Origin of the sequence: Amycolatopsis sp. YIM 10 (assembly GCF_009429145.1) — a bacterium.
Taxonomy (GTDB): domain Bacteria; phylum Actinomycetota; class Actinomycetes; order Mycobacteriales; family Pseudonocardiaceae; genus Amycolatopsis.
Genome location: NZ_CP045480.1, coordinates 7,260,963 through 7,273,758, shown reverse-complemented (window position 1 = coordinate 7,273,758; position 12,796 = coordinate 7,260,963). Strand labels below are relative to the sequence as shown.

Below are 12,796 nucleotides of genomic sequence, written 5' to 3'. Positions count from 1 at the left end.
CCCCAGATCTAGCACGCGGCGGCACCGGATTCAACGTTTCGCCAATGTTTCGGCAACAAGCGGTCGGCACGCTCGATGGCAGAGGGGTCCGGAAGGGGCCTGGGAACCGGAAGAAGGTTTGTCATGGGCAACAAGCGAAGATCGCTCGCCGGTGCGGCTGTCGCGGCCGGACTGGTGGCCGGGGGATTGGCCGCGCCGGGGATCGCGGCCGCCGACTCCGGCGTGGTGCCGCTGGCCGCCGCGCCGTCGTGCGTCGGATGGTCGGAGTACCGGCACGGGAACCCGATCACCGGCTACTACACCAACGTCTACGTGGACAACAACTGCAGCTACACCGTGCGCGTGAAGGTCATCATGGACTACGGCAGCGACAGCGGCTGCATGACGATCCAGTCCCACGTGATCGACGTGAAGTTCCGCTCGACCGGTTTCGGCGACCTGTACCCCGAACTCGACCGCATCGATCTGTGCTGAACCCGGGACTGCCCGGCTCACCCGGCCGGGCAGTCCATAAAGGACGATCAGCGGCGTCCGGCGGCGAGCAGGATCCGGATCCGCCGCACCGCGGCCAGGCCCGCGTCGCGGTATTCGCGGTAGCCGCACTCTGGTCAACCTCACCGCCGGGCGGGCGGCCGTCCAGCGTGCGATCCGCGGGGCACGGAGCCGAGGGCTTCTCCCGGCTCGTGGTGGGCTGACCGTGGCGCACCGGTGGCGCCAACTGGCGCCACCCGCCTCCTGAAGCACCCTCCTTGACCTCTGGGAGGTGCCGTGAAAGCCACCTTCACGGCACCTCCCAGGGGTCTTTTGTGTGCAAACCGCCTGTTCAGAGCGCATGTGAGTCAGTGAGGCGCCGTAAATACGCCAGGGTGGCTTGCGAGTGGTGCCATTTGTGTGCCATAGTGATGCCATGGACCTGACGCCGTATGTGGACGACCTCCGCCGAGAGTTGGAGGCGGCGTTGGAGACCAGTGGGAACGAGTTCGGTGAGCTGATCGAGCGGCTGACCGGATCGCTGGAACCGGCGATCCGGCTCACGCTGCTGGACGCGCTGGCCGGGGCCATGGGTGAGATCACCCGCGACCTGGCCCCCGGTTCGGTCGACCTGCGCCTGCGTGGCCGCGACGCGACGTTCGTCGTGACGCTGCCGCCGCCGGAGCAGCGGCCGTCACCGGGCAGCGGGCGCTTCGGCGAGGAGGACGGCGCGATGGCGCGCATCAACCTCCGCGTGCCGGAGCGGCTCAAGGCGGCGATCGAGCGGGCGGCGGCCGAAGCACGCCGATCGGTCAACGCCTGGCTGGTGGAGGCGGCCACGGCCGCCCTGCCACCGCGCGGACTCCGCCCCACCCACTGACCTGAACCTGATCAACACACACAAAGAAACGAGCACAGCCATGCCCATTTTCGACACTCCCGCCCCGATCAACGCCACCGTCGAACTCGCCGTCGGTGAGGTGCGGCTCGTCGCGAGCGACCGGACCGACACCGTGGTGGAGGTCAGCCCGACCAACCAGGCCGACGCTTCCGACGTGAAGGCCGCGGCGGAAACCCGCGTCGAGTACAGCAACGGCGAACTGCGGGTCACCGGGCCGAAGCGCAACCCGCTCGACCTCTCGAAGAAGACCAGGTCGATCGCCGTGACGATCGAGCTGCCCACCGGTTCCCGAGTGCGCGGCGAGGTGGCGATGGGCGACTTCCACGGCACCGGCACGCTCGGCGACAGCCGCTTCAAGACCTCCGCCGGGCACGTCCGGATGGAGGCCACCGGGTCGCTGCTGGCGGAGACCTCGGCCGGGCACGTCGAGGTCGGCCACGTCGCCGGTGACGCGGAGATCACCACCGGCACCGGTCGTGTCTCGCTCGGCGAGGTCGACGGCACCGGCGTGGTGAAGAACTCCAACGGCCCCACCACCATTCGCCAGGCCGGGGGCGAACTGCGCCTCCGCGCCGCCAACGGCGACATCTCGGTGGACCGGGCCGTCGCCGAGGTGGACGCCGAGTCCTCGCTCGGCGACATCCTCGTCGGTGTCGCGGACAGCACCTCCGCGCGGCTCGAGCTGAACACCAAGTTCGGCCGGGTGCGCAACGCGCTCGCCGACGGGCTCCCGCGGCAGCGCGACACCGTCGACGTCCGCGCGCGCACCTCGTTCGGCGACATCACCGTCCGCGGCGCCTGACCCCCCGAAACCGTTCTCCCGGAAGGAAAACCCATGACCACGCCCGCCATCACGGCGACCGGACTGCGCAAGTCGTTCGGTGACAAGACGGTGCTCGACGGCATCGACCTGAACGTGCCGCGTGGCACCATCTTCGCCCTGCTCGGCGCGAACGGTGCCGGCAAGACCACCACGGTCAAGATCCTGTCCACGCTGATCAACGCCGACCAGGGCACCGCGACGATCGCCGGGCGCGACCTGGCAGGCGACCCGGACGGGGTGCGTGCCGCGATCGGCGTCACCGGGCAGTTCTCGGCGGTGGACAACCTGCTCACCGGTGAGGAGAACCTGCTGCTGATGGCGAAGCTGCACCTGGTCGGCCGGGGCGAGCGCAAGCGGCTCGCGGCCGGTCTGCTGGAGCAGTTCGACCTGACCGAGGCGGCGAAGAAGCCCGTGTCCACCTACTCCGGTGGCATGCGGCGGCGCCTCGACCTGGCGATGACGCTGGTCGGCAGGCCGAGGGTGATCTTCCTGGACGAGCCGACCACCGGACTGGACCCGCGCAGCCGTCGCGGCATGTGGCAGATCGTCCGCGAGCTGGTGGCCGGCGGCGTGACCGTCTTCCTCACCACGCAGTACCTGGAGGAGGCCGACGAACTCGCCGACCGGATCGCCGTGCTGGACCACGGGCGGCTGGTCGCCGAGGGCACCGCGGCCGAACTCAAGCGCCGCATTCCCGGCGGGCACGTGGAGCTGCGGTTCGCCGACGCACACGGGTTCGACGCCGCCGTGCGGGCCGTGGCCAACGGCACGCCGGACGCCGAGTCGCTGACGCTGCGCGTGCCCAGCGACGGCAGCCTCCACTCGCTCAAGGCCCTGATCGACCGGCTCGACGCCGACCGGATCGAGGTCGACCAGCTGGGCCTGCACACCCCCGACCTGGATGACGTTTTCCTCGCCCTGACCGGTAACAACCCCGCGAACGAGAAGGTGACGACCCGATGACCCACGTGACCCCGCGCCCGGTGAGCACCCGCTCCCGCGCGCTGACCGACTCGGCGACCATGCTGGGGCGCAACCTCCAGCACATCATCCGCTACCCGTCGATGACGGTGCTGCTGGTCGGCATGCCGATCGTTTTCCTGCTGCTTTTTGTCTACGTCTTCGGCGGCACGCTGGGTGCCGGGCTCGGCGGTGCCTCCGGCGGACGCGCGGAGTACGTCAACTACGTGGTGCCCGCGATCATCCTGATGTCGGTCTGCAGCGCGGTGCAGGGCACGGCGATCTCGGTGGCGATGGACATGACCGAGGGCATCATCGCCCGCTTCCGCACCATGGCGATCGCCCGGGTTTCGGTGCTGACCGGGCACGTGCTGGGCAGCGTGATCCAGACGATGCTCACCGTCGGCGTGGTGCTCGGTGTGGCGCTGCTGATCGGCTTCGACCCCGCCGCGGACCTCGGCGGCTGGCTCGCCGCCGGTGGCCTGGTGCTGGCGCTGGCCTTCGCGCTGATCTGGCTGTCGGTCGCGCTGGGACTGGCGAGCGGCAGCGTGGAGACCGCGAGCAACGTGGGCATGCCGCTGGTGCTGCTCCCGTTCCTCGGCAGCGGTTTCGTGCCGACCGACTCGATGCCGGACGCGATCCGCTGGTTCGCCGAGTACCAGCCGTTCACCCCGGTCATCGACGCCCTGCGCGGCCTGCTGATGGGCACGCCGATCGGGAACAGCGCGTGGATCGCGCTGGGCTGGTGCCTGGTGATCACGGTGGGCAGCTACGTGTGGGCGAAGAAGCTGTACAACCGCGAGTACAGCCGCTGACCGATTCGTTCGGCTCTCGGCACTGCTTGGCGGCCACCCCGCTGTTTGATTGTGACGACGGCGAAGACCCCGATGTCAAGGCGGGAAAGATGCCTTGACCTCGGGGTCTTCGCCGTGTTTTGGCTGTGGAGCGGGGATGGGGAAGGGCTGGGTGGGCAATGTGGTCGGCTGTCGTTGCCGGGCGGCGGGTTGGTGGGTTGGGGTGAGTGTTCAGAGTCTCGGCAGGGGGAGCCGGACGGCGGGTGGCAGCGGAGCGGCGACCGGGTGTGCCTGGAACGACTGGAGCATCAGGGCGGCGAAGCGGCGTGAGGCGGCGACCCGCATTTCCGGGGCTTCGGTGCGGATGCCTTCGTTCGCCATCAGGGCCAGGCCGATGTCCTCCAGTACGAAGTCCTCCCGCAGCGCGCCGGACTTCTTCGCCCGCGCCACCAGTTCGAGCAGCCGGCGCAGGGTGCGGTTGCGTTCGGCGGCGAAGTCGAGCGCCCGGGGGAGCTGCGAGGTGAAGGCGCGGGCGAAACCGCGGTCGAGCGCGTGCACCACCATCATGTTCTCGATCACCAGGCTGAACCCCTCCCACGGATCGCTCGCCGCCAGGCCCTCCTCCACGACCGTCGAGCACAGGACCATCTGCTCGGCGAAGGCTTCCGCGAGCAGGTCGTCCTTGGTGGCGAAGTGCCGGTACACGGTCGCGACGCCGAGGTCGGCGCGCCGCGCGATCTCCCGCATCGGGACGTCGATGCCGTCGGCGGCGAAGGCCAGGCGGGCGACCGTCAGGATGCGCGCGCGGTTGTCCCTGGCGTCCGAGCGGAGCTTCGTTCCCACTTGAGCCGTCACCCCTCTCACTTTAGCTAACCGGACCAGGTGTTCCGTTACGGTCCGGATCATGAAAGCCATTCAGATCACCGAGTACGGCCCGCCCGGCGTCCTGCGTGTCGCCGAGATTCCCGACCCGCACGCCGGTCCGGGCGAAATCCGCATCGCGGTCCGGGCTTCCGGGCTCTCGGCCGGGGACGTGCGGATCCGGTCCGGTGAGTTGCGCGACGTACTGCCGGATGTGCTGCCGTACCTGACCGGCTTCGACGCCGCGGGCGTGGTCGACGAGGTCGGCGAGGGGGTCACCGGCGTGCGGGTCGGCGACGAGGTGTTCGGCGGGACCTCGTCAGCCGCGCGTGGCGCCAATTCCGATTACGCGGTCCTCTCCGTCTGGGCGGCCAAGCCCGCCGCGTGGAGCTGGGAGGAAGCGGGCGGTGCCGCGGGCAGCGTGGAGACCGCCACCCGGGTGTTCGACCGGCTCGCGATCGGCGTCGGGCACACCGTACTGGTGCATGGCGCGGCCGGGGGTGTGGGCACCGTCGCCGTGCAGCTCGCGATCGCCCGTGGCGCCAAGGTGATCGGCACCGCGCGCGAGCACAACCACGACCTGCTGCGGTCGCTCGGCGCGGAACCGACGACCTACGGGCCGGGGCCGGCCGGGCGGATTCCGTCCACTGTGGACGCTGTGCTCGACTGTGCCGGCGGGGCGCTGCCCGAGCTGGTCGCCATCGCCGGTGACCCGGCGCGGGTGGTGACGATCGTCGACTTCACCGCGAACGCGCACGGGGTGCACTTCTCGCACACGGCACCGATCGACGGGGCGGACACGCCCGCGCCACACGGCCTCGCCATCGCGGCCGCGCTCGCCGACGAGGGGCGTCTGCGGATACCGGTCGCGGCGTCCTTCCCGCTGACCGAAGCCGCCGCCGCGCACGAACTCAGCGAAAACCGCCGCACCGGCGGGAAGATCGTGCTGGTGAATCAGTCGTCGTAGGGATCGTCGGCCGCGGAGCGGTAGTCCCAGTCGGATGCCAGCGCCGGATCGATGATCGCGAAGCGGGTGCCCAGCGGATCGGACAGCACGGCGACCTTGCCGAGGGTGGAGGAATAGGGCCGGAACCGCAGCCGCGCGCCCGCGTCCCTGGCGCGGTGGAGGGTCCGGTCGAAACCCAGGTCGGGGTCCACTTCGAAGTGCGCGATCCAGCGGGGCGGCACCTCGGGCGGGGTGCCGGGATCCATCCGGACCCGGCCGAACACCGAGTCCTCGCCCAGTGAGTGCACCACGTAGTCGGTGGCCCTGCCGTCGCCGAACTGACGCTGGCCGTAGCCGAACAGGGCGCCGAAGAACCGGTCGGCCAGGTGCGCCTGCCGGGTGACGAACTCGGCCCACACCAGGGTGCCCGGCAGGCCGGCGGTGAAGCCGCGTTCCGGTTGCACCAGGCCGAAGGTGGCGCCGCTGGGGTCGTCGACCAGCAGCTTCGCACCGACGCCGGGCACCACGTGCGGCCGGGTTTCGAGCACGCCGCCGCCGAGGCGGTAGGCGTGGGCGCTGGTGGCCGCGAGGTCCGGGGTGGCCAGGTAGAGCGTCCAGTCCCGGACCGCCGCGCGGTGCCCGCGGAAACCGGCCACGGGCTCGTCGAACAGCGACGCGACGACGTAGCCCTGGCCGGTGCCGTCGGTCACCTGCTGGTAGGTCCAGCCGAACACGTCCTGGTAGAAGCGCGTGCTCCGCTCCGGGTCCGTGGTGGCCAGTTCCAGCCAGCCCGGACCACCGGGCGGCGGGCTGATGATCATGAATCCACTGTAGCCGGTCAGGGCAGGTTGACCAGCAGCACGATGCCCGCGGCCAGTACCGCGCAGGCGAAGGCCAGCCACCAGTAGCTCTGCAGGGGCGAGTCGTAGAGCGTGTGCCGTGTGCCGTACCGGTTCAGCCGTCGGCCGATCACCCGGATCAGCACCGCGCTGAGCGCGAAACCGCCGACCCAGCCGATGCCGGTGACCACCGCGTTGCCGTCGAAGACCTCCTGCCCGACCACGCCGACGGCGAGACCGAGCAGCAAGAGCGGCCCGACCAGGCAGCCCGCGCCGGACCAGCTGACCACCCCGACCGGTTGCATGGCACCCCCTTCCGCTGCGTCCATTGTGCCGGTACCGGGCCGGTGGAACGGCAGGAATTGGTCACGTATCTGCCAGTTGCTACCGCGGGGGCGATCGGGCTGGTAGAAGCATGCGTGCAAGCAACGAAGCCGTTCCGCCGCTGAGGAGAGCCATGACCTACGGCCCGCCCGATCCGAACGCGCCGCGGCAGCACTGGGACCAGAGCCAGGGCTGGCCGGGCGGACTGCAGCCGGCGCCGCCCAAGGGGCCGGGGTTCGCGGTGGCCGCGCTGCTCCTCGGCCTGCTGGGGCTGGTGCTGCCGTTCATCCCGGCGGACCTCACCGGGATCCGGCAGTACGTCGGCCTGCCGTTCGCGGTGGCCGGGCTCGCGCTCGGTGTCATCGGCTGCATCGGGCGCCGCCGCGGGTTGCCGGTGGCGGTGATCGCGGTGATCGTGTCGACCATCGCGCTGGGCATCGGGCTCTTCATGGTCGTGTCCTACGCGGTCTGATCCCGTTCCGCTGGTGGCGTAACCGATTCCCGGCACGCGGCGGCGGACCTAACGTGGTCGCATGCACCCACCGATCACGGGCACCGCCGCCGGTGTGCCCTTCACCGCTCTGCCACCGGCCGGAGAAGGCCCGGCACCACTGGTCCTCACCTGGCACATGCTCGACGCGCCGCGCTCGGACGCCGCGTTCGCCGCCGCGCTGCCGATGCACGGCCTGCCCGCGTGGCGGGTGCACCTCGGCATGCCGATGTGCGGGGCCCGCATGGTCGACGGCAGCATGGACGCCGGATTGGCGTTGGTGCGCGAGGACGTGCTGATGTCCTTTCTGTACCCGTTCGCCAAGCAGGCGGCGGAGGAGTTCCCCGCCGCGCTGGCCTCGATCCGGGAGCAGCTGCCGGTCGGCGACGGCCCGATCGGGGTGCTCGGCGGTTCACTGGGCGGGGCCGTCGCTTTGCAGGTCCTGGCCGACATGGACGTGCCGGTGTTCGCGGGCGCGCTGGTGAACGCGTGCATCCGGATGCGGTCCGTGGTGGAGCTTTTCCCCGGCGAGTACCCGTATGACGCGGAGTCGGAAAAGGCCGTCGACAGCATGGATTTCCTTGCCAAGGCGGAGGTGATCGCCGGTCGTGCGCCACTGCTGGTGGTCAGCGGCGAGGAGGACCACCCCGGACTGCGCGCCGACGCGCTCAACCTCGTCGACGCCACCGGAGCCGAACTGCTGTCGATCCCCGGCCTGGCCCACCCGCTCGCCGACGAGCCGGGCATCGAACCCGCACCCCAGCTGCCACGAACCCGCGAGGTGGACGCCGGACTCACCGAATGGTTCCGGCGCCACCTCACGGTCTAGGCACTACATCCGTTCGATCCAGACGTTGCGGAACCTCGGGTTGTCCCCGGGGTCACCGTGGTCCTGCAACCGGATGTGGCCCTGCGACGGGTCTTCCGGACGGCCGGCCCCGGTGCTGCCGTCGATCGCGACGTCGTTGTGCACCAGTGTTCCGTTCCACCACAGGCTCACCCGCGCGTCGGCGATCTTCTTGCCGGTGTGGTCGTAGCGCGCCGCCCGGAAGATGATGTCGTAGCTCTGCCAGGTTCCCGGCGCCGTCGCGGCGTTCACGTCCGGTGCCTTCTTCGTGTAGATCGCCCCGGCGTCGTTCGTCTTCGGCGGGTTGATGCCGAACGAGTCCAGCACCTGGATCTCGTAGCGCTCCTGGATGTAGACACCGCTGTTGCCGCGCGCCTGCCCGGTCTGCTCGGGCGGGAGGTGCGGCTGGTACCACTCGGCGTGCATCCGGAAGTCGCCGAACTTCTCCTTGGTGCGGATGTCCCCGCCGAACGATTCCATCGAGCCGTTCGCCACCGGCCATTTCGCCGGGCCGCCCGCGGTCGCCTCCCACGCGTCCAGATTGGTCCCGTCGAACAGCGTGGTCCGCTTGGTCGGGGTGACGGTGAGCTTGTCGAGATTGACGTGCCCGGTGTCGGTGGCCTCGTAGACGAAGGAGATCTTGTTCGCGCCGGTCCGCAGCGGTACGGATTCGACGTGCGTCGCCCACTGGTTCCAGGCGCCGGTGCTGGCCAGCCAGACCTGCTTTTCCTTGCGTCCGTTGACGTACAGGCTCATCGATTTGCTCACCGGATCGGGGCTCGGGTTGAGCCCGTTCGCGTACCGCAGGGCGATGTCGTGCCGTCCGGCCCGGTCCGCGGTGACCGCGAAGGTGGTGCTGGTGCCCGGTTCCCAGTTGCGGTCGATGAACCCGGAACCCGAGTAACCGCTGTGGTTGGTGTTGAACCCGGTGCCACCGGCCAGCTGGGCGGATTCCGCTTCGTACTCCGGCGGAGCCGTCGTGCCGTCCGGCAGCCTGTTGAGCGTGTACCAGGCTTCCGTGCTCCACAGTTCCGTGCCGGACGCCGAGGCGAACGGGCGCGGGGACTGGACGTGCACCACGCGACCCGGCTTCAGTCCGGCCACCTTCAGCGTCACCGTCTTGCGGTCCGCGGACAGCGCCGCCGAGGTCACGTCGAGCGTTTCCTCGTCGACCTTGGGACCGCCGTACTGCGGTGAAGCCACGTACCGCCACTGCTCGGCTTTGTACTTCGACGCCAGGTCCTGCGCGGTCGCGTCGGACAGCGGCTCGGTGTACTCGATCTGGAAACCGCCGTCGACCGCCCGCATGGCGAGCATGTCGAACGCGCCGTTGCCGCTGAGGGACAGTTTCTGCAGTCCGTACTTGAGCTTGCCCTCCTGTCCCCAGTTGCCCTGCCAGCCGATGCCGCCGGTGTAGATCGCGCCGTCGGGGCCCAGGCTGATGCGGCTGACGCCGGATTCCAGGCCCTGCGTCATCCGGAACACCGCGCCCTGGTACTCGCCGCCGATCTTCTCCAGGTACGCGCGCTGCAGTCCGCCGTAGGTCACGTCACCGAAGACCATCTGGCCGGCGAACACCCCGTTCGGCAGCACCAGCGGATTGCTCGGCGAGTTCGAGATCTCGCCGTGCGGCAGCCAGAGCACCGGCTCGGTCACCGGCTGGTCGTCGAACGGGCCGTCGGGATTGGTGTGGTGGTTGAAGAAGCGGCCCTGCTTGATCCGCACCAGTTTCGAGGTCGGCAGGTACGCGCCCTGGTTGTCGGTGACGAAGATGTCGCCTTCCGGGCCCCAGCCGAGGCCGTTCGGCGTGCGCAGCCCACCGGCCACATAGGACACCTTGCCGGTGGCCTTGTCGATCTTGAGGGTGGAGCCCCGGTTGACGACCGGCTGCGGGTCGGCGGTCGCGCCACCGGGGACCATGGCGATGCCCGTGGTGACGTAGAAGTACCCGTTCTGGTAGAGCAGGCCGAAGGCGAACTCGTGGTAGTTGCCGCCGAACGGCCAGGTCGCGATCTTCCGGTACTCGTCGGTGACCTCGTCGCCGCTGGTGTCGACGAGCGCGGTCAGCTGGTGCTTCTCCGAGACGTAGATGGTGCCGTCGACGTATTTCAGGCCCATCGGTTCCTGGAGGTCCTGCGCGATCTTCTTCGCGGTCACCTGTGCCGGGCCGGTCGCGCCGGTGACGCCGTCGAGCAGGTACACCTCGCCGAGCACGGTCTCCCTGCCGCCGCCCCAGGTGGAAATGGCGAGCCGTCCGTCCGGCAGCCAGTCCATGCCGGTGACCTGCGGTTCGAAGCCGGCCGGGCGCAGGTCGGTCAGCGTGTAGCCGGGGTGCACACCGGTCAGCGGCAGGCCGTCGCCGGGGGATTCGGTGACGCCTTCGCATTCCTTGCGCCCGGGGGAGGTGACCCGGGTGACCTCGGCGTCGGTGCTCAGTACCGAGTTGGGCACGAGGGTGAACTCGCTCGCGCCCGGCGGCTTCCACTCCAGCTTGAGCCGCTGGTCGAAGTCCGCGTCGAAGTGGTCGATGCGCAGGGCCTGGTAACCCGTGGTCAGCTCGATCGAGCCGTCCTTCGGGGTCGCGCCGTGCCGTCCGCCGTGGTCGATGACCTGCGTGCCGCCGATGAACAGCCGCGCGCCGTCGTCACTGGTGAGCCGGAAGTCGTGACGACCGGCGGTGGCGACGTTGAGGTTCGCGATGACCTCGGTGACGAACCGGTCGTTGATGCCGAAGTCCGCGTTGGTGGTCCAGTCGATCGTCGGCTTCAGCTGGTCGATGTTGGGTGTCTGGCTGGGTTTGAGCGTGCAGTACTCCTCCAGCGGGACCTGGATGTCGAACACCCGCATCGTCACGCCGGGTTCCTGCGGTGGGATGTCGGGCAACGCGAGTGCCGGGGCCGGGAAGACCACGGCGACGACCAAGGCGAGCAGGGCGACGAACAGCCGCATGGGCGTTCCTCCTCGGTGGGGCACGGCTCGCGCTCCACTGCGCGACACCGCGTCGCCCCAACGTAGCCAGCCCTTTTGTGCAAGGTCAACGAAAGAATGCTGGATATTTGCGAAAGAGTGATCAGGGTTCGAGCGCGAGGTCGCGCAGGGCGGGCCAGATGTCCGTCCACGGGCCGGTCCGGCCGCTGAGCAGCCAGATCGTGGTCGACTCCGGCACCAGTCCGCCGTAGGTGCCCAGCGGGGTGGGCGCCCCGACCACGGCCAGCGCGCGGACTTCGGTGAACCACGGGCGCAACTGGTCCGGGTCACCGGCCAGGAGCAGGTGGTCCCGGGAATCCGGCGGTGGCGGGAACCAGCCGTAGGCGCGGTTCGGGCTGACCGCGGCGGGCAGTCCCAGCTCGGGTGCGGCGGCGTCGAGATAGGCCGCGTAGACGTAGGGGTTGGCTCCGACGGCCGTGCGTTCTCGTTGCCACGACGGCAGATCGTGGTACGCGCGGGCGGTCGCGGCCACCAGTTGCCCGGCGAACTTCGGGGAGGCCAGCACGATCGAGGACGCCAGCCCGGCCACGGCCAGCACCGCGCTGATCGCGACCACCGGCCACGCGGCGCGCGTCCGTCCCGCTTCGCGCCGGTGCTGCAACGCCACCGCGCCGAGTGCGACGAGAACGCTGTACAGCGGCAGCAGGTAGTAGTGGCGGCCGGAGCTGATCACCACGACCGCGAACAGCACCACGAACGCCACGCCGAGAAAGCGGAGGTCGCGCCACCGCTGCTCGCGGTACAGCGCGAGCAGGCCGCATACCGCCAAGCCGAGCGTCAGCGGACCGGTGACGAGCAGGCCGTGCCCCGCGACGAGCAGCGGGCTGCCGTAGATCAGCGAGTTCTCGGCCGAGACCACTCCCGCCATGGCGAGCTGGGGCCAGCCGTTGGCCGCCTGCCAGACCAGTGTCGGTGCCGCGATCACCAGCGCGATCGCCGTGCCCGCCCAGAAAGCGGGGCGGCCGAGCAGTGCGCGCGGACCGGTCAGCGCGACCGCGGCGATCACCAGGACACCCAGTGCCATCACCTGGAACCGGGTCTGCGCGGTGATCCCGGCGACGACACCGAGCGCCGGCAGCAGCCGGTCGTCGCGGAGCCGGAGCCAGCGCAGCAGCAGCCAGCAGATCGCCGCCCACAGTGCGGGTTCGAGCGAGTACGGGGTCAGCCAGTGGCCGAACTGGGCGGCCGCCACGCAGGTGCACTGGCCGAGCGCGGCCAGCGTCTGCGCCCTGGCGTCGCCGCCGAGTTCCCTGGCCATGAGCGCGGTCAGCAGCACCGCCCCGGCGGCGGCGAGCACCGCGGGCACGGCCAGCACGAGCTGTGAGCCCGGCGCGATCGTGTCGGCGAGCCTGGCCAGCAACGGGGTCAGCGGCGGCTGGTCGACCGCGCCCCAGTCGAGGTGGTGGCGGCCGATGGCCAGCATCAGGTCCTCGTCGAACCAGGCACGCGGCACGGCGGCCAGCACGAGGTGGACCACGGCGACCACACCGGCCACCAGTGCGACCGGCATGGCGGCGAGCCGCGGAACCGCGTGCCGCACCGCCATGCCGTC

Annotated in this window: 13 protein-coding genes; 8 read left to right on the top strand and 5 right to left on the bottom strand. The window is 70.2% G+C overall.

Annotated elements, in window-relative coordinates:
- Positions 1 to 123 precede the first annotated feature (123 nt).
- The 5 genes from YIM_RS34275 to YIM_RS34255 all read left to right on the top strand — a co-directional run bounded on the left by YIM_RS34275 (position 124) and on the right by YIM_RS34255 (position 3,970).
- Entirely contained in the window at positions 124 to 474 is a 351-nt protein-coding gene (locus YIM_RS34275; RefSeq protein WP_153034256.1) for a hypothetical protein, read from the top strand.
- Positions 475 to 907: 433 nt separating this feature from the next.
- Positions 908 to 1,351, top strand: coding sequence for a toxin-antitoxin system HicB family antitoxin (locus YIM_RS34270; RefSeq protein WP_153034255.1), 444 nt, complete (start codon positions 908 to 910; stop codon positions 1,349 to 1,351).
- A gap of 40 nt (positions 1,352 to 1,391) precedes the next feature.
- Complete coding sequence (locus YIM_RS34265) at positions 1,392 to 2,174, top strand: DUF4097 family beta strand repeat-containing protein (RefSeq protein ID WP_153034254.1); 783 nt, start codon at positions 1,392 to 1,394, stop codon at positions 2,172 to 2,174.
- Between the two features lie 33 nt (positions 2,175 to 2,207).
- Positions 2,208 to 3,158, top strand: a complete 951-nt coding sequence (locus tag YIM_RS34260; RefSeq protein ID WP_153034253.1) for an ATP-binding cassette domain-containing protein — start codon at positions 2,208 to 2,210, stop codon at positions 3,156 to 3,158.
- On the top strand, positions 3,155 to 3,970 hold the full coding sequence (locus YIM_RS34255; RefSeq protein WP_153034252.1) for an ABC transporter permease: 816 nt from the start codon (positions 3,155 to 3,157) through the stop codon (positions 3,968 to 3,970). The genes YIM_RS34260 and YIM_RS34255 overlap by 4 nt, the downstream gene beginning before the upstream one ends.
- A gap of 210 nt (positions 3,971 to 4,180) precedes the next feature.
- Here YIM_RS34255 and YIM_RS34250 read toward each other — a convergent pair whose 3' ends face one another.
- Complete coding sequence (locus tag YIM_RS34250; RefSeq protein WP_228004192.1) at positions 4,181 to 4,804, bottom strand: TetR/AcrR family transcriptional regulator; 624 nt, start codon at positions 4,802 to 4,804, stop codon at positions 4,181 to 4,183.
- A gap of 49 nt (positions 4,805 to 4,853) precedes the next feature.
- Here YIM_RS34250 and YIM_RS34245 point away from each other — a divergent pair, with 49 nt between their 5' ends.
- Positions 4,854 to 5,777, top strand: a complete 924-nt coding sequence (locus tag YIM_RS34245; protein WP_153034251.1) for an NADP-dependent oxidoreductase — start codon at positions 4,854 to 4,856, stop codon at positions 5,775 to 5,777.
- Here YIM_RS34245 and YIM_RS34240 read toward each other — a convergent pair.
- Both YIM_RS34240 and YIM_RS34235 read right to left on the bottom strand, forming a co-directional pair.
- The gene (locus tag YIM_RS34240) at positions 5,765 to 6,577 is read right to left on the bottom strand and encodes a VOC family protein (protein WP_153034250.1); all 813 of its coding nucleotides are present in this window, start codon (positions 6,575 to 6,577) and stop codon (positions 5,765 to 5,767) included. The two genes, YIM_RS34245 and YIM_RS34240, sit on opposite strands and share 13 nt — an antisense overlap.
- Positions 6,578 to 6,594: 17 nt before the next feature.
- The gene (locus YIM_RS34235; RefSeq protein ID WP_153034249.1) at positions 6,595 to 6,900 is read right to left on the bottom strand and encodes a hypothetical protein; all 306 of its coding nucleotides are present in this window, start codon (positions 6,898 to 6,900) and stop codon (positions 6,595 to 6,597) included.
- Between the two features lie 152 nt (positions 6,901 to 7,052).
- On the opposite strand from YIM_RS34235, the gene YIM_RS34230 reads away from it, so the two are divergent.
- Complete coding sequence (locus YIM_RS34230; RefSeq protein ID WP_153034248.1) at positions 7,053 to 7,391, top strand: hypothetical protein; 339 nt, start codon at positions 7,053 to 7,055, stop codon at positions 7,389 to 7,391.
- Positions 7,392 to 7,452: 61 nt separating this feature from the next.
- Entirely contained in the window at positions 7,453 to 8,238 is a 786-nt protein-coding gene (locus tag YIM_RS34225) for a S9 family peptidase (protein ID WP_153034247.1), read from the top strand.
- A gap of 3 nt (positions 8,239 to 8,241) precedes the next feature.
- Here the strand turns inward: YIM_RS34225 and YIM_RS34220 are convergent, their stop codons facing one another.
- Both YIM_RS34220 and YIM_RS34215 read right to left on the bottom strand, forming a co-directional pair.
- The gene (locus tag YIM_RS34220; protein WP_153034246.1) at positions 8,242 to 11,205 is read right to left on the bottom strand and encodes a family 16 glycoside hydrolase; all 2,964 of its coding nucleotides are present in this window, start codon (positions 11,203 to 11,205) and stop codon (positions 8,242 to 8,244) included.
- A 121-nt stretch (positions 11,206 to 11,326) separates the two neighbouring features.
- Positions 11,327 to 12,790 carry a glycosyltransferase family 39 protein gene (locus YIM_RS34215; RefSeq protein WP_153034245.1) on the bottom strand — a complete coding sequence of 488 codons (1,464 nt, stop codon included), beginning with the start codon at positions 12,788 to 12,790 and terminating at the stop codon, positions 11,327 to 11,329.
- Between the last annotated feature and the right edge of the window lie 6 nt (positions 12,791 to 12,796).

What these genes read in the sequence shown, in the direction of transcription:
- YIM_RS34275 (WP_153034256.1), top strand. Translation starts at nt 124, where the DNA reads ATGGGCAACAAGCGAAGATCGCTCGCCGGTGCGGCTGTCGCGGCCGGA.
- YIM_RS34260 (WP_153034253.1), top strand. Translation starts at nt 2,208, where the DNA reads ATGACCACGCCCGCCATCACGGCGACCGGACTGCGCAAGTCGTTCGGT.
- YIM_RS34245 (WP_153034251.1), top strand. Translation starts at nt 4,854, where the DNA reads ATGAAAGCCATTCAGATCACCGAGTACGGCCCGCCCGGCGTCCTGCGT.
- YIM_RS34255 (WP_153034252.1), top strand. Translation starts at nt 3,155, where the DNA reads ATGACCCACGTGACCCCGCGCCCGGTGAGCACCCGCTCCCGCGCGCTG.
- YIM_RS34225 (WP_153034247.1), top strand. Translation starts at nt 7,453, where the DNA reads ATGCACCCACCGATCACGGGCACCGCCGCCGGTGTGCCCTTCACCGCT.
- YIM_RS34230 (WP_153034248.1), top strand. Translation starts at nt 7,053, where the DNA reads ATGACCTACGGCCCGCCCGATCCGAACGCGCCGCGGCAGCACTGGGAC.
- YIM_RS34265 (WP_153034254.1), top strand. Translation starts at nt 1,392, where the DNA reads ATGCCCATTTTCGACACTCCCGCCCCGATCAACGCCACCGTCGAACTC.
- YIM_RS34215 (WP_153034245.1), bottom strand. Translation starts at nt 12,790, where the DNA reads ATGGCGGTGCGGCACGCGGTTCCGCGGCTCGCCGCCATGCCGGTCGCA.
- YIM_RS34240 (WP_153034250.1), bottom strand. Translation starts at nt 6,577, where the DNA reads ATGATCATCAGCCCGCCGCCCGGTGGTCCGGGCTGGCTGGAACTGGCC.
- YIM_RS34220 (WP_153034246.1), bottom strand. Translation starts at nt 11,205, where the DNA reads ATGCGGCTGTTCGTCGCCCTGCTCGCCTTGGTCGTCGCCGTGGTCTTC.
- YIM_RS34235 (WP_153034249.1), bottom strand. Translation starts at nt 6,900, where the DNA reads ATGCAACCGGTCGGGGTGGTCAGCTGGTCCGGCGCGGGCTGCCTGGTC.
- YIM_RS34270 (WP_153034255.1), top strand. Translation starts at nt 908, where the DNA reads ATGGACCTGACGCCGTATGTGGACGACCTCCGCCGAGAGTTGGAGGCG.